The sequence below is a fragment of the Lentzea flava genome, assembly GCF_014648475.1.
Lineage (GTDB): Bacteria > Actinomycetota > Actinomycetes > Mycobacteriales > Pseudonocardiaceae > Lentzea > Lentzea flava.
This window is the reverse complement of the sequence record NZ_BMRE01000031.1, coordinates 66,057-80,886: the sequence shown is the minus strand read 5'-3', so window position 1 is coordinate 80,886 and position 14,830 is coordinate 66,057. Positions and strand designations below refer to the sequence as shown.

The following is a 14,830-nucleotide window of genomic DNA, read 5'->3' as shown; positions in this document are numbered from 1 at the left end:
ACAACACTTTCCGATGGTCCAGGGTGGACGCATGGATGTCGTGCTCCCCTGCCTGGACGAGGCCGCCGCACTGCCGGCGGTCCTCGCTTCCCTGCCTCCCGGCTGTCGCGCGATCGTCGTGGACAACGGGTCCGTCGATGGTTCCCCCGGCGTGGCCGAGGCCTGCGGCGCCCTGGTCGTGCACGAGCCACGCCGCGGCTACGGTGCCGCCGTGCACACCGGCCTGCTCGCGGCCACGTCCGAGCTCGTGGCGTTCGCGGACGCCGACGGCTCGCTGAGCCTGGCCGAGCTGCCCGCGATGGTGGAGCTGCTGGCCGATGCCGATCTGGTGGTGGGCCGCCGGGTGCCGGTGAGGTCCGAGGTGTGGCCGTGGCACGCGCGGGCGGGCAACGCCGTGATCGCGCGTCTGTTGCGGCGCCGGGGCCTCGACGTGCACGACATCGCGCCCCTGCGGGTGTGCCGTCGCTCGGACCTGCTGGCGCTGGACGTGCGGGACCGCGCGTTCGGCTATCCGCTGGAGCTGCTCGTCCGCGCCGCGGCGGCGGGCTGGCGGGTGCGCGAGGTCGACGTGGCCTACGGGCCGCGGGCGGCGGGGACGCGGTCCAAGGTGTCGGGCTCGGTGCGCGGCACGCTGCGGGCGGCGCGCGACATGGCGGGAGTGCTGCGATGAGGTTCTGTCTGCTGATCATGGCCAAGTCACCGGTTCCCGGCCAGGTGAAGACGCGCCTGTGCCCGCCGCTGACGCCGGAGGAGGCCGCGGACGTGGCGGCGGCGTCGCTGCTCGACACGATCTCGGCCGCGGCGGCCACACCCGGTGCCGTGCCGGTGGTGGCGCTGGCCGGGGTGGTGCGGCGCGACGACGTGCGGGACGCGCTGGCGGAGTGCGTGGTGATCCCGCAGCGCGGCGAGACGTTCGCGGACCGGCTGGCGCACGCGCACGCCGATGTCGCGGGCTTCGGGATGCCGGTGCTGCAGATCGGGATGGACACGCCGCAGGTGACGCCGTCGCTGCTGGCGTCGTGCGCGCAGTTCGAGGAGGCGGCGCTCGGTCTCGCGCTCGACGGCGGGTGGTGGGCTTTGGGCTTGCGGGATCCGTTGCGCGCCGAGGTGTTGCGGGACGTGCCGATGTCGCGGGCGGACACGGGTGCGCGGACGTTGAACGCGTTGCAGGGCCTGAACGTGCGGAGGCTGCCGGTTCTGTCCGATGTGGACACGATGACGGACGCGCGCACGGTGGCGGCCCAGGTGCCGTGTGGCAGGTTCGCCGCGACGCTGACCGAGATCGCGGCGGTGCCCCGATGACGCCGGCACCGCACGCTCGCGCAAGGGTCCCCTCCGTAGGGGTCCCCTGGTTCTATTCTCCCAGACAGCACCGACAATTTTCGGCGCTCGGCTGCCGGGCGGTGGCCCGATGATGTTCGACCAGGCTCTCCAGGGCACCCCCAGCTGGCTCGACCTCTCCGGCACGACCCCGCGCGAGCTCTCCGTCGCTCGCTGGCAGGCCGACGCCGGCGGAGGCGACGAGATCCTCCTCGACGCCTGCACCGGCCCCACCCTCGACGTCGGCTGCGGCCCTGGCCGGCTCGTCGCCGCCCTCCTCGCCCGCGGCGTCCAGGCACTCGGCGTCGACGTCTCCCCGGTCGCGATCCGGCGCACCACCGAACGCGGCGGCGTCGCGATCCGGCGCAGTGTGTTCGACCTGCTGCCCGGCGAAGGTCGCTGGCACCACGTGCTGCTCGCCGACGGCAACATCGGCATCGGCGGCGACCCGGCCGCACTCCTGCGCCGCGTCCGGCAGCTGTTGCGCCCCAGCGGAACCGTCGTCGTCGAGGTCGAACAGCCGGGCTCCGGGCTCACCGTCGGCCAGGCCCGCGTGCGCACGGAAGGCACGTTGGGCACGTGGTTCCCGTGGGCGTGGAGCGACGCGGAGTCCGTGCCCGCGGACGGGTTCTTCCTGCTGTGGCAGGCCGAACGCGCCGGTCGCTGGTTCGCCTGCTGGGAGCGGCTGTGAGGACGTTCAGGGCGCCCGCCCATCACACGGGTGTGACCAGCCGGGTCGGCACGTGGCTCGGCATCGCGTTCGGCCTGTGCTTCGTCACCGGGCTGCTCAGCCACGGCGTGCAGCACGACTGGCCGTGGCCGACCCGCCCGGTCGACCTCTACCGCGTCACGCAGGGGGTGCACGTGATCTCCGGGGTCGCGTCGATCCCGTTGCTGCTGGCCAAGTTGTGGACCGTCTACCCCAAGCTGTTCGAGCGGCCGTTGGTCAAGAACGTGCCGCACGCGCTGGAACGCGGCTCGATCTTCGTGCTGATCGCGGCGTCGTTCTTCGAGCTCGTCACCGGGCTGTTCAACGCGGCGCAGAACTACCCGTGGTCGTTCTACTTCCCCACCGCGCACTACGCCGTGGCGTGGATCGCCATCGGTGCCCTGCTGCTGCACATCGCGGTGAAGATCCCGCTCATCCGGCGCTCGCTCGAACCCGAGTCGACCGAGAAGACCATCCTGTCGCGCCGGGCTTTCCTGCGCACGACCGCGTTGACGACGGGTGTCGCGATCGTCGCCACAGCGGGTGTCACGGTGCCGTGGCTGCGCAAGATCTCGGTGCTGGCGTGGCGATCGGACGGCGAGCTTCCGGTGAACCGGACGGCGAAAGCCGCGAACGTCGTGGTGCCACCGGACTGGCGGCTGAAGGTCGGAGCGAAGAGCTATTCGCTGGCAGAGCTCAGAGCCATGCCGCAGACGACCGTCGAGCTGCCCATCGCGTGCGTCGAGGGGTGGAGCCAGAACGCCACCTGGACCGGCGTGCGGATCTCCGAGCTGGTGACCGGAGGCGACGTGCGGGTCGAGTCGCTGGAGAAGGACGGGCTGTACCGGGCGACCACGCTGCCAGAGGCCTTCGCGCGGGATCCGCTGACGTTGCTCGCGTTGCGGCTCAACGGTGAGGAGCTCACCCCGGACCACGGGTATCCGTGCCGGCTGATCGCGCCGAACCGGCCGGGTGTGCTGCAGACCAAGTGGGTCACGTCCCTGGAGGTCCGGTGAGGATCCTGATCGGCATCGCGGGCGTGGCCCTCGCGGCGTGGGGCGCCTGGCTGCTCCTCCCCCAGATCACCATCGAGCTGCTGGCCTGGCTCGGCGGCGGTGTCGTCCTGCACGACTTCCTCATCGCGCCGCTCGTCGGAGCGTCCGGCCTCGTCGTCAAACGGGCCTCGATCGGCATCGGCCTGACGGTCTCCGGCATCGTCGTGCTGCTCGCGGTTCCGTTGCTGTGGCGCGCGCACAGCGGCCCGGTCAACCCGGGGCTGCACGACCGCGACTACCCCACCGGAGTCGCGGTCGTGCTCGCCCTCACCTGGGCCGCCGTGGCCCTATACGAGGTCGCGACGCACCTTCAGCGCCGTGGCCGCCCCCACGAACACCACGACGTAACCAACGAGGAACAGGGCGGCGGTGGTTCCGCTGAGGTCGGTCAGGACGCCGGGAGCACCGGATCCGCCGACCGCACCGGCCAAGTTGCCCGCCGAGCCGCCGGGCAGGACCTTGGTGAGGTCCTCCACCGGCCCGAGCAGCGAACCGACGCCGCGCAACAGGTTCTCGGTGACGATCGCCCACATCAGCCCGAGGCCGACGGAGAGCGCGGGACCCTTGGTGATCACGCCGAGGAACACGCCGAACGCCGTCCACATGGCGGCGATCAGCAGTGACGCGGAGAGCGGCTTCAGCACGCCGATGCCCGGCAGGCGGAAGGCCCAGCCCTCCAGCGACGCCACCGTGATCGCCGCGCCGAGGTTCACCACGAACGTCAGCGCGACCAGCAACACCACGACGACCGCGAGCGCCCCCAGCGTTCCCGCCATCGCGGAGATCCGGCGCGGGCCCGCGGTGAGCGTGGTCTTCCAGGTGCCCCAGCCGTAGCCGCTGCCGACCGCCAGCGCGGCCAGCACCAGGATGATCGCGCCACCGAACATCGGCAGGCCGCGCACGACGGCCGCGCCGACGTTCTCCGGCTGCATAGCGCTGATCAGCTGCTGCTGCGACGCGCCACGCGTGTTGGTGCCGCCGTTCAGCGCCAGGTAGTTGAACACGTAGCCGAACGTCAGCGTCATCACCAGCCAGACGCCGATCAGCACCCACGTCGCCGGCCACTTCCACAGCCGCAGGAGCTCCGCCTTGACGCTGCCCATCACGCCACTCCCGTCATCTCGAAGAAGACCTCTTCCAACGTCCGGCGCAGCGGCCGGACCTCCTGCACGTCCACGTCGGCGTGGACCAGCGTCCGCACCAACGACCCCGCGTCCGTCTCACGCACGTGCAGCACGTCGCCGTGCAACGAACTGCCCTCGATGAGCACGTGCGCCTTCTCGATCGGGTCGGCGCGAATCAGCAGCACGGTGTCGCCGCGCAGCTGCTCGACGGTGCTCTCCGCGACCAGCCGCCCCTGCGAGATCACACCGACCCGGTCGCAGATCTCCTCGACCTCGCCGAGCAGGTGGCTCGACAGCAGCACCGTCTGCCCCTGCGCCGCGAGCGCCCGCACCAGGTCGCGCATGTCGGCCATGCCCGCCGGGTCGAGGCCGTTGGTCGGCTCGTCCAGGATCAGCAGCTCCGGCTGGCCGAGCAGGGCCGCCGCGACACCAAGCCGCTGCTTCATGCCGAGCGAGTACCGGCGGAACTTCTCGTTCGCGGCGCCCGTGAGGTCGACCTGCTCCAGCGCGGCCTCGACGTGCGTCTTGCCCACACCGCGGCGGGCGGCGTGCACGCGCAGGTTGTCGCGGCCGGACAGGTACGGGTAGAAACCAGGCCCCTCGATCAGGGAACCGACCTTCAGCAACGCCCTGGGGGTGCCCGGTGCCTCACCGAGCACCCTGGCCGAGCCGCTCGTGGGCTGCACGAGCCCCAGCAGCATGCGGATCGTGGTCGTCTTGCCCGCGCCGTTGGGACCGAGGAACCCGTAGACCTCGCCCCGCCGCACGGACAGACTGACCTCGTCCACCACGGCGCGGTCGCCGTAGCGCTTCGTCAGCTTCTCCGTCGTCACGATCATGGGTCCAATCGTGTTCCCGCCGACCGGCCCGGTCGTCCGCCTCGGAGCGTCATGAAGATACGCACATCTGCGTACGTCCACGGTCGTATCGTCAGCAGCATGCGGATGAAATGGCAGGACGTGGCGCTGACGGTGGCGCTGCTGTTCTTCGGCCTCGTGGGCACGCGGTTCGCCGCACGCCTGCAAGGAGCGGAAGCCCTCGACGTGTTCGCCTACCTGCTCATCACGGTGGCGGCCGCCGGCCTGCTGTTCCGCTCGGTCCGTCCGCTGTGGACGTTCGGGATCACCACCGCCGCCATCGCCGTGTACCTGGCGATGGGCTATCCGTTCGGGCCGATCCTGATGAGCGGCGTCGCGGCCATGTACGCGATGGCCGTCTACTCGACCATCGAGCTGACCGCCGGGTGCGCCCTGCTGTACGCGCTGGCGATCCTGCCGTGGTGGAACGACTCGGTGACCTCGTGGATCACCTGGTCGGCCGGCTGGATCCTGCTGCCCGCCGCAGCCGGTGTGCTGATGAAGCTGCGCCGGCGGTCCGCTGTGGACGCTCGCGAGCACGCCGTCGTCTCCGAACGGCTGCGGCTCGCCCAGGAGGTGCACGACGTCGTGGGCCACGGCCTGTCCGTGATCGCGATGCAGGCGGGCGTCGCTCTCTACGTCCTGGAGAAGGACCCCGCCAAAGCGCGTGCTTCCCTGGAGGCGATCCGGGACACCAGCAAGGAGGCCCTGGAGGGTCTTCGGTCCGAATTGGACACTCTGCGCGGATCGGCGCCTCTGCGGCCGTCGATCTCGCTCGCCGACATCCCGGCGCTGGCGACGCGGATGCGCGAGGCGGGGCTGGAGGTGTCGGTCGAGGTCGACGAGGTGCAGCTGCCGGACAACTACCAGCTCGCCGTCTACCGGATCGTGCAGGAGTCGCTGACCAACGTGCTGCGCCACTCCTCCCCCGGCGTCACGGCGTCGGTCCGTGTCTACGCCGTGCGCGGTTCCCTGGTCGTCGAGGTCGCCGACACCGGCACACCAGGACGGTTCACCGAGGGCCACGGCATCACGGGCATGCGCTCACGGGCCGAGGCACTGGGCGGCACGCTCGAAGTCGACGGATCGCGCGGCTTCCACGTGATCGCCCGGATACCGTTGCCGGCATGATTCGCGTGGTGGTGGCCGACGACCAGCCGCTGGTCCGGATGGGGCTGCGGACGTTGATCGAGACCGAGGACGGCGTGCAGTTCGCCGGCGAGGCCGCCGACGGACGCGAGGCCCTGTCGCTGATCCAGTCCGTGAAGCCGGACGTGGTGTTCCTCGACATCCGCATGCCGCTGCTGGACGGCCTCGAGGTGCTGCGCCGCGTCTCGGCCGACCCCGCCTGCGCCGAGGTGAAGATCGTCATGCTCACGACGTTCGACCTCGACGAGTACGTGTTCGAGGCGCTGCGGACCGGCGCGTCCGGGTTCCTGGTGAAGGACTCCGACCCGACCGATCTGCTGCGCGCCGTGCACGTGGTCGCCGACGGCGGTTCGCTGCTCTCGCCGTCCGTGACGCGCCGGGTGATCGACCGGTTCGCGTCCGGGGCGTCGGCGAGGCCCGTGCCGCACCTGGACAAGCTCACCGAACGCGAGCGGGAGATCATGCGGCACGTCGCGTCCGGGGCGTCGAACGACGAGATCGCCGCGACGCTGGTGATCTCGCCCGCGACGGTGCGCACGCACGTGTCGCGGGCGATGGTGAAGCTGGGCGCCCGGGATCGCGCCCAGCTCGTCGTGTTCGCCGTCCAGTCAGGCCTGACGTGAGTCGAACGCGGCCTTGAGGCCCTGCGCGATCTCCGGCGGGATCGTGTCGTAGGACCGCGGCGGCTGCGGGTCGTACTCGATGCCGACCTGCACCGCCTGCGCGACCATCTCGCCGAACTCGGCCTCGACCAGCCGCAACGCCATGTCGATGCCCGCCGACACACCGGCCCCGCTGACGACCTTGCCGTCGAACACGACCCGGTCGGCCGACACCTCGACCCCGCGCACCTCCAGGTCCTCGCGCGCCGCCCAGTGCGTCGTCGCCTTCGAGACCAGCCCGGCCTCCGCGAGCAGCGTCGAGCCGGTGCACACCGACGTCGTCCACTTCGTCGTCGGGTGCACCTCCCGCAGCCACTCGACGACGCCGCCGGAGTCCTTCAGCAGCTCGCGCCAGTGCCCTGAGCCCGGCACCACCACGATGTCGGTCGACTTCAGCGTCGCGAACGTGTCGGTCGGCACCACGGACAGCCCGTTGTCCGACTTGACCGGGTCGAGCGTCGCGGCGACGAACCTCGTCGACACCACCGGCACCGAGCCGAGCACCTCGAACGGGCCGACGAAGTCGAGCGCCGTCATGTTCGGGTAGAGCACGAAAGTGGCTTCCATCAGGCAACCCCAGTTGTCCGGAATCGGGCGCGATAACTGCCCGGCGACACGCCGAGCACGCGCAGGAAGGCCCGCCGCAGGGTCTCGGCGGAGCCGAACCCCGACTGGCGGGCCACGAGGTCCAACGAGTCGCCGGTGCTCGCCAGCCGGTCGGCTGCGGCCTCGACGCGGGCTCGTTCGACGTACTGAGCGGGTGAGACGCCCACGTTGCGCGAGAAGACGCGGGCGAAGTGGCGCACGCTCATCATCGCCTTGCGCGCCATCACGGGCACCGTCCACTCACGGGCCGGATCGGCGTGGATGTCGTCCAGCAACGCGCGCAGCGAGCCGTCGGTGACCGGCTTCGACCGGGTGTGCACGCTGAACTGCGACTGACCGCCCGACCGCTGCAGGAAGACGACCAGGTACTGCGCGATCCTGCGGGCGAGCGCCGGACCGTGGTCCTGCTCGACCATCGCGAGCGAGAGGTCGATGCCCGCCGTCACGCCCGCGGACGTGGCGACCTGCCCGTCGCACACGAAGATCGCGTCCGGTTCGACCTCGACCCCGCGGTTCTCCAGCTCGCCGGTGAACGCCCAGTGCGTGGTCGCCTTCTTGCCCTCCAGCAACCCGGCGCCCGCCAGCACCACGGCACCCGTGCAGACGCCCGCGACGCGCCGCGACCGCAGTGCGAGCCGCCGCAGGTTGGTCGTGAGCACCGCGTCGGCCGCGGCCTCGTCGTACCCCCAGCCGCCGACGACCAGCAGTGTGTCGATCTCGCGGTCGAGCGTGCGCAGGTCCGCTCCTGCCTCGATCCGCACCCCAGCGGTCGCGGTGAACGGGCCGCCCCCGAGCGTGGCCAGCGTGACCCGGTACCGCTCCTGGCCGTAGTTCGCTGCCTGGAACACCTCGATCGGTCCCGCCAGATCCAGCAACGCCGTGCGGTCGTAACCGACCACAACTACTTCCCTCAGATTCCCCACACCTCCACTTTCCTCATCCGCGCTGGTGGCGGCAACGCCATATCCCCCTCGGATTCGGCCACCCGGTAGCAGCTCGCGTTGTGTGTGAGCGCCCACGCACGGGCCGCGAGCAGCATGGCCACCTCGGTAAACTGGCCCGCGATGCGAAAAGTGCTGCCCCTCGCGGTGATCGGACTGCTCGCGATCCTGCTGATCGTGAGCGACCACCCGTTCCCGCCACCGGCAGAGCCGGATCGGGAGACCAGGACCGCGGTCGTGGCGCTCGGCGACAGCACGATGTCCGGCGAGGGCGCCGGCAGCTACGAGCCCGGCACCAACGGCGAGGACGGCGGCAACTGGTGCCACCGCTCGACCGTGGCGTCGATCACGAAGACCCGGATCGAGGCCGACCAGAAGATCAACCTGGCGTGCTCTGGCGCGAACTCCGACAAGCTGCGCAACGAGCAGCTGCCCCAGCTGCGCAGGATCGCCGGGTCGAACCGGATCACGGCGGTCGTCGTGGCGATCGGCGCGAACGACGACCCGCGCTTCTCCGAGATCCTCAACAAGTGCTTCGAGGCGTGGGGCAGGCGCAACGACTGCACGTCGTCCGTCGCTCCCGAGTGGACCAAGCGCGTGCGGCGGATGATCCCCAAGGTCGAGAACACCCTCAACGCCATCCGCCAGACCATGCGCGACTCGAACTACCTCGACTCCGACTACCAGCTCGTCGTGCAGTCGTACGCGGCACCGGTCACGCCGAAGATGCCGCGCTCGCTGCAGAACCTCTCCGGCTGCCCGCTGCGCTCCACCGACCTGGAATGGGTCGTCGAGGAGGCGGTACCCGAGCTGTCGAACGGTCTTCGCACCGCGGCGGACAAGGTCAACGCCCGGTTCCTCGACCTGTCCCGCGCCGGTGAGGGCCACGAGGCGTGCGCGGGCAAGCCGGAGACCGAGTGGTTCACCCGGCTGACGGTCGACTGGGACGGCCTGCGGAACGAGAAGCGGTCCTCGCACGCGTTGCAGGAGTCGTTCCACCCCAACGCCCTCGGTCACGAGCAGATCGGGCGGTGCCTCACCGAGTTCCTGGCGACGGACGAGCGGGACGGCGCGTGCGTGCCGCGGCTGGACGGCACGCTGGGCCTCACGACGGAGAACTGACCCGGCGCCTCGCCTCGCCGCCGCCGTGGATCCACAGCGGAACCGGAGCACCGGATTCCACTGTGGACCACGCGTTCAGAGACAGCTCAAGCCTCGACCGTCACCTGGTGCGACGGCAGCACCCGCAGGTTCGCCGCCGCCCGTTCGAGCTGCGAGAGGACGCTCGGCCGCAACCCCGCGAGCTCCTGGTCCGCCGCGGCACCGGCCATCTCCTGCAGCAGCACCTGCTGCGGGTGATCACCCTCGGCCTCGGCGACCGCCAGCACGCGGAACGCCGTGCCGGGCGGGAAGACCACGCGTTCCTCGGTGGCCACGGCGACGCGGTCGGCCACCTCGACCCGGCGGCCGGTGACCGACCACAGCACGTACTCGGTGGCGCCCTCGACGCGCTGGGCCGGGTTGGCGACGGCGTCGAGCAGGCCGTGCTCCACCAGCACGTCGCCCGAGCGGTAGCGACGCGGACCCGTCGGGCCGCTGGCACCCCACACCGTGGCCACGCCGCTGTGCACGGGCAGGCGGTTCAGGCCCGACACGATGCACGCGACGTACGGGCGCAGGCGGCCGAGGCGGCCCATGCGCAGCGTTTCGACGACCATCTCCTCGTCCTGCGACACGCACGCCAGCAACGCCGTCAGGTCGGTGACCATGGCCTCGAACGCGGCCGGGTCCTCCTCGGCGTCGGGGCGCTGCGCGAGCAGGCGGCAGACGGTCGCCGCGTGCACGCCGTAGCGCTCGCCCAGTGCCCTGCGGACGGCGTCGCGTTCCAGGTCCGTGCTGCTGTGGTCCGGCAGGACGGTCTCGCGCTCGCCGTTGTTCTGAGCGGGGACCTCCCACGAGGCCAGCGGCTGCGCCGGCAACGGGCCGTCCACGCGGAACCGCACGGCCGCCGCGTCCGGGTCCGACGACGGGAACGCCGCCTCTTCTGCCTCCGCCACGACACTCGCGGACACCGTGACGGTGGCGGTCTCGGACGGCGGGATGGCGGTGTAGGCGGGCTCGGGCTCGACCGGGGTGACGGCGGTGAAGAAGCCGGTGCCGTTGTCGGACGAGTCGCGCGCCGACAACGCCTGCGCCGCCGCGCCCAGAGCGGCCGCGATCGCCGCCGGCTGGGTGCCGAACGACCCAGCGGCGGGCGCGGCGTGGGCGGGTGCCGCGTGCTGAGGAGCAGGAGGGGCGGGCGGCGCCACCTTGGCGTCGCAGAACACCACGCGCAGCAGCTTGCGCACCTCGGGCTCAAGGCGTTCCACGAGAGCAGCGCCGTGCACCGCGACCGCACCGGGTGTGGTGCGCCCAGGCGTGCCCACGGTCAGACGTGCCCATTCGGGGTCAACGGGCTGAGAGCGGACCTCGGCCGCGTTGTACGGCTCGTCGCGCTCGCGAACCCACAGACCTGAGGGCACGACCTCGAGCACAACACCGTCGCCGAGAGAGAACACACCGGGCTCGACCTCGGAAAGTCCCTGCACAGGCGCGCGATAGCCGGACACCGCGGGCACGGGTTCGTGCGGCGTGCACAGCACCTCGGTGACGAACGGCCGCCATGTCTGCTGCCCGCGCGGGTCGACGGCGACCACCGCGGGACCGCCGGAGCGCAGGTTGCCGACCGGCAGGCCGGTGAACATCGCGATGGGCTCGTTGAGCTCGTCGGCGACCAACCGGCCGAGAGCGGTGTCGATGCCGTAGGGCACGAGCCGCACCCGCGATCTGGCCGCCTGGGGCAGCGCCGTCAGCAGGCGGCACACCTCTTCGGTCGGGATCGCCGACTGGCCGGGGCCACCGACGACGACGGTCAGCACGTTCTCGCGGCACGGCAGCGCCACGATCGGACGCGCGTCCTGGGCGGCCGGGTCGAACGGCGGCTGCTGAGCCCGCAGCCACAACCCCGCCGGGATGGGCTCGGAGATGCCGATCTCGCCGGTCGGCCACGGCGAGTTCGGGTCCATCGCCTCCCACTGCGGCACCGGGAAGCGGCGGCCGAACGGCATCGGCGACGCGTTCGGCTGGAACCGCACCCAGCTGCCGTAACCCTGGGTGCCCACCACGAACGCGGCACCGGGCACGGTGGTCAGCACACCGTCCGGCGCGACGACCTCGGCCTGGAGCTGCTCGGCGAGCCACTGCGCGGGCGCGGTGGGACGCATGGTGCCCGCGTGCGACACCGCGAGCCGGATCGGGCCGCGGCCGCTCAGCGCGGTCACGACGTGCGGCCAGAAAGTGCTCTGGTCTCCGCCGGGGAAGTCGACCACGACCACGGTCCGGCCTCGGTCGACCGGAAGGGTGCGGGCGAGACCGGACGCGGCCTGGCTCGGCCCCTCCGGTGCGGACACAACGAGCGTCGCGCCGACGAAGTTCGCCGCGAACGGCGTCCTCTGCGGCAATGGCTCCGGCGGCGGCGCTGCTGCCGGGGGCTGCTCGACGGGGTACAGATCCGTGTTCGTGCCCTGGCTCGAACTGGGGGTCTGTGTTTGCTGGTCGCCATGGGCGGCGGCACGTCGGCCCATCAAGCGCCTGATCACCTCCGTGCCATCCCGTTCACTCGCCCTTTCGGCTTAATCGGGCAACGGTCGTGCACGCTATCAAGACGCGACGCACTCGTGTCACCCAGTCGGGTTATTTGGTCTCATCCGATCGATACCCACACGGCCTGCGCTCGTCCGCACACACCGTGAGGGCCGATGATCGCTGATGCCGAGTAGGCCTTGCGACCTTCCCGGCCAAGTTCCCACGCGAGGAGCAAGTGGTCCACGCCCAGTTCCACCGGCTGCTCCACTCGGGCGACAGAAGTGCCGAGCACGAACGCCGGACCGCCGTCGGGGGCTACGGGCTGTGCCGACGGGCAGTCCAGCGCCGCCCAGACGATCTCCGGCAGGACGTTCGTCCCGTCGTTCGGCAGCACGTCCGCCGGCCGCCAGACGCCCGCCCACTCCTTCCTGCCGGGAAGCGGGCCGAGCAGCGCCGCGATGCCGTCCTCACGGCCGGGACCGCACCCGAAGCACGTGGGGAACGGGTGCTTGTCGCGCCACGGCACCTTCGCGGCGGCCTTGCGCGCCTCGTCCAGCGTCGGAGCGGCGGGAACGTCGAGGTCGAGCGTGGCGGGCTCGGCGGACGCGATCAGCGTGTCGCCGTCGTAGAGGTCACCGCCGCGGACCTCCATCTCGCGGTCGAGCGGCACCGGCTTGCGCAAACGGACACTCACGACCGGCGAGTCGACGTGCGCGGCGAGCAGACCGGCCGAGTAGCCGCCGTTGCCCATCCCGGGCGGACCGTTGAACCGGCTCTCGACCTTCACAGCGCCTCCGCGTAGACCCATTGACCGTTCTCCCTGATGAACCGGCTCCGTTCGTGCACGACGCCCCCGACGTAGTGCGCGCGGAACTCCACGACGCCCTCGTTCTGGAGCAGCCCGCCGTTCTCGGTTGCCAGTATTTCGAGCTTCAACCAGCGGTCGGTCGCGTCGATTCCCGCGCTCGCGGGACGGTGTTTCGCGGCCCACGTCCGCAGCAGGTAGTCCTCATCGGACACGACGAAAGCGCTGTAGCGCGACCGCATCAGCTGCTCGGCGGTCGCCGCGGTGCGGGCGCCGGAGTGCAGCGCACCGCAACAGTCCACATAGGACTGACCGGTGCCACAGGGGCACAGTTTGTTGTTCACGCACACATTGTGCCTGGTGAACCCGTTAGAACCGATGCCGCACCTGGTACGTACACCCAGTCAAGACTGACTCGCGGGAGGCAGAGGAGACGGCAAGTGAGTGTCGAGAGCAGGACTGAGCTCGTACCGCTGCGCACGTGGTTCGGGTTGAGGTGGCGCGGCTACGACCGCGACGAGGTGGACGACTACGTCGCCGAACTGGAGGCCGAGCTTCGCCTGGTGACTGCGGACCGGGACGCGTCAGAAGCCCGTGCCGACGCCCTGGCCAGCAGATTGATGTCGGTCCAGGAGGAGAACGCCGCCCTGCAGGACGGCCTGCACCGCATCTGCCTGACCCCGATCGACCCCAAGGGCCTGCCAGAACGGCTCGCCCGCATGGTCGCCCTGGCCGAGGAGGAGCGCCGAGAGGTCATCAGGGACGCCCAGCTCAAGGCGTTGATGATCGTCGGCGAGGCGGAGCAGCGCGCCCGCAGGCTGGACGAGGAGGCGGCGGCCAAGCGCGAGGAGATCCGCGAGGACTTCCGGCTCGCCATGTCGGCCCGCCGCGCGGAGGCGATGCGAGCGCTCGCGGAACTGCGCAACGTCGCACTGGACGAGGCCGAGCGGATCATCGCGGAGGCCAAGGTGCAGGGCGCGAAAGTCGACTAGGACCACTGGGCAGCCACGTGGATGAAGGGTTCCTTCATCCACGCCAGGTGGAAGAAGGAGCCCTTCATCCCGCCCGCCGAACGCAGGCCCACGTGGTGAGTGGTCATCGGAACACGACGGTGCTGTTGCCGTTGAGGAGCACCCGGTGCTCGCAGTGCCAGCGCACGGCACGGGACAGGGCAAGCGCCTCGGCGTCACGCCCGGCGGCGGTGAGCGCACGCGGGTCGAACGAGTGGTCGACCCGCAGCACCTCCTGTTCGATGATCGGCCCCTCGTCGAGGTCGGGCGTGACGTAGTGCGCCGTGGCGCCCACGTACTTCACGCCGCGGTCGTAGGCCTGGTGGTACGGCTTCGCGCCCTTGAAGCCGGGCAGGAACGAGTGGTGGATGTTGATCACCCGGCCGGCGAGCTTGGCGCACAGGTCGTTGGAGAGCACCTGCATGTAGCGCGCCAGGACCACCAGGTCGGCCTGGTACTCCTCGACGAGTTCCAGCAGGCGCTGCTCGGCGATGTGCTTGGTGTCGGCGGTGTTGGGCACGTGCACGAAGTCGAGCCCGGCCGCTTCCGCCATCGGGCGCAGGTCCTCGTGGTTGGACACGACCGCGGTGATCTCCCCGCCCAGGCTTCCGGCGCGCCACCGGAAAAGCAGGTCGTTCAGGCAGTGCCCGGCCTTCGACACCATGACGAGGACGCGCGGCTGCCGCTCGTCCCACAGGTCGAAGTCCATCTCGAACTCGCTCGCCACGGCGGCGAACTCACGCTTCAGGTCGTCGACGTCGGCGGAGCCGCATTTGAAGGCGGTGCGCAGGAACAACCTGCTGCGCTCGGCGTCGTCGAACTGCTGGTGCTCCACGATGTCGCAGCCGTGGCCGACCAGGAACGAGGTCACCGCGTGCACGATGCCCGTCCTCTCCGGACAGTGCAGGGTCAGGGTGAAGTGTCGCGCCACGACGGTCTCCTCGTCCTGGTAGCCAACTGACATGGTG

General features: G+C 70.9%; 16 protein-coding genes. 8 read left to right on the top strand and 8 right to left on the bottom strand.

Annotated elements, in window-relative coordinates; translation table 11 throughout:
- Positions 1-31 precede the first annotated feature (31 nt).
- The 4 genes from IEZ09_RS29155 (at position 32) to IEZ09_RS29140 (ending at position 3,045) form a co-directional block, all read left to right on the top strand.
- Entirely contained in the window at positions 32-670 is a 639-nt protein-coding gene (locus IEZ09_RS29155; RefSeq protein WP_189256989.1) for a glycosyltransferase family 2 protein, read from the top strand.
- Positions 667-1,302 carry a TIGR04282 family arsenosugar biosynthesis glycosyltransferase gene (locus IEZ09_RS29150; protein ID WP_189256988.1) on the top strand — a complete coding sequence of 212 codons (636 nt, stop codon included), beginning with the start codon at positions 667-669 and terminating at the stop codon, positions 1,300-1,302. The genes IEZ09_RS29155 and IEZ09_RS29150 overlap by 4 nt, the downstream gene beginning before the upstream one ends.
- Positions 1,303-1,411: 109 nt before the next feature.
- Positions 1,412-2,011: a class I SAM-dependent methyltransferase gene (locus IEZ09_RS29145; protein WP_189256987.1), complete on the top strand. Its 600-nt coding sequence runs from the start codon at positions 1,412-1,414 to the stop codon at positions 2,009-2,011.
- Entirely contained in the window at positions 2,008-3,045 is a 1,038-nt protein-coding gene (locus tag IEZ09_RS29140) for a molybdopterin-dependent oxidoreductase (RefSeq protein ID WP_229813050.1), read from the top strand. Before IEZ09_RS29145 ends, IEZ09_RS29140 begins: the two co-directional genes overlap by 4 nt.
- Before the next feature lie 326 nt (positions 3,046-3,371).
- Here IEZ09_RS29140 and IEZ09_RS29135 read toward each other — a convergent pair whose 3' ends face one another.
- Together IEZ09_RS29135 and IEZ09_RS29130 are read right to left on the bottom strand one after the other, a co-directional pair.
- The gene (locus IEZ09_RS29135) at positions 3,372-4,187 is read right to left on the bottom strand and encodes an ABC transporter permease subunit (protein WP_189256986.1); all 816 of its coding nucleotides are present in this window, start codon (positions 4,185-4,187) and stop codon (positions 3,372-3,374) included.
- Positions 4,187-5,047 (bottom strand): ABC transporter ATP-binding protein, encoded by an 861-nt coding sequence (locus IEZ09_RS29130; RefSeq protein ID WP_229813049.1) that lies wholly within the window; start codon positions 5,045-5,047, stop codon positions 4,187-4,189. Before IEZ09_RS29130 ends, IEZ09_RS29135 begins: the two co-directional genes overlap by 1 nt.
- 99 nt (positions 5,048-5,146) lie before the next feature.
- Here IEZ09_RS29130 and IEZ09_RS29125 point away from each other — a divergent pair, with 99 nt between their 5' ends.
- Both IEZ09_RS29125 and IEZ09_RS29120 read left to right on the top strand, forming a co-directional pair.
- Positions 5,147-6,196, top strand: coding sequence for a sensor histidine kinase (locus IEZ09_RS29125; RefSeq protein WP_189256985.1), 1,050 nt, complete (start codon positions 5,147-5,149; stop codon positions 6,194-6,196).
- Entirely contained in the window at positions 6,193-6,837 is a 645-nt protein-coding gene (locus IEZ09_RS29120; protein WP_189256984.1) for a response regulator, read from the top strand. The genes IEZ09_RS29125 and IEZ09_RS29120 overlap by 4 nt, the downstream gene beginning before the upstream one ends.
- Here the strand turns inward: IEZ09_RS29120 and IEZ09_RS29115 are convergent.
- The gene (locus tag IEZ09_RS29115; protein WP_189256983.1) at positions 6,823-7,443 is read right to left on the bottom strand and encodes a DJ-1/PfpI family protein; all 621 of its coding nucleotides are present in this window, start codon (positions 7,441-7,443) and stop codon (positions 6,823-6,825) included. The genes IEZ09_RS29120 and IEZ09_RS29115 overlap by 15 nt on opposite strands.
- Positions 7,443-8,405, bottom strand: a complete 963-nt coding sequence (locus tag IEZ09_RS29110) for a GlxA family transcriptional regulator (RefSeq protein WP_229813048.1) — start codon at positions 8,403-8,405, stop codon at positions 7,443-7,445. The genes IEZ09_RS29115 and IEZ09_RS29110 overlap by 1 nt, the downstream gene beginning before the upstream one ends.
- 141 nt (positions 8,406-8,546) lie before the next feature.
- Between IEZ09_RS29110 and IEZ09_RS29105 the strand changes: the two genes are divergently transcribed.
- Positions 8,547-9,545: a GDSL-type esterase/lipase family protein gene (locus IEZ09_RS29105; protein WP_189256982.1), complete on the top strand. Its 999-nt coding sequence runs from the start codon at positions 8,547-8,549 to the stop codon at positions 9,543-9,545.
- Between the two features lie 86 nt (positions 9,546-9,631).
- Here IEZ09_RS29105 and IEZ09_RS29100 read toward each other — a convergent pair whose 3' ends face one another.
- From IEZ09_RS29100 to IEZ09_RS29090, 3 genes are all read right to left on the bottom strand, one after another.
- A complete protein-coding gene (locus IEZ09_RS29100) occupies positions 9,632-12,046 on the bottom strand; it encodes a hypothetical protein (RefSeq protein ID WP_189256981.1) in 2,415 nt (804 codons plus the stop codon).
- A gap of 119 nt (positions 12,047-12,165) precedes the next feature.
- Positions 12,166-12,834: a hypothetical protein gene (locus IEZ09_RS29095; protein WP_189256980.1), complete on the bottom strand. Its 669-nt coding sequence runs from the start codon at positions 12,832-12,834 to the stop codon at positions 12,166-12,168.
- On the bottom strand, positions 12,831-13,196 hold the full coding sequence (locus IEZ09_RS29090; RefSeq protein ID WP_229813047.1) for a YchJ family protein: 366 nt from the start codon (positions 13,194-13,196) through the stop codon (positions 12,831-12,833). Before IEZ09_RS29090 ends, IEZ09_RS29095 begins: the two co-directional genes overlap by 4 nt.
- A gap of 96 nt (positions 13,197-13,292) precedes the next feature.
- On the opposite strand from IEZ09_RS29090, the gene IEZ09_RS29085 reads away from it, so the two are divergent.
- On the top strand, positions 13,293-13,844 hold the full coding sequence (locus tag IEZ09_RS29085; protein WP_189256979.1) for a DivIVA domain-containing protein: 552 nt from the start codon (positions 13,293-13,295) through the stop codon (positions 13,842-13,844).
- 103 nt (positions 13,845-13,947) lie between these two features.
- On the opposite strand, the gene purU is transcribed toward IEZ09_RS29085, so the two are convergent.
- Entirely contained in the window at positions 13,948-14,826 is an 879-nt protein-coding gene (gene purU / locus IEZ09_RS29080) for a formyltetrahydrofolate deformylase (protein WP_189256978.1), read from the bottom strand.
- Between the last annotated feature and the right edge of the window lie 4 nt (positions 14,827-14,830).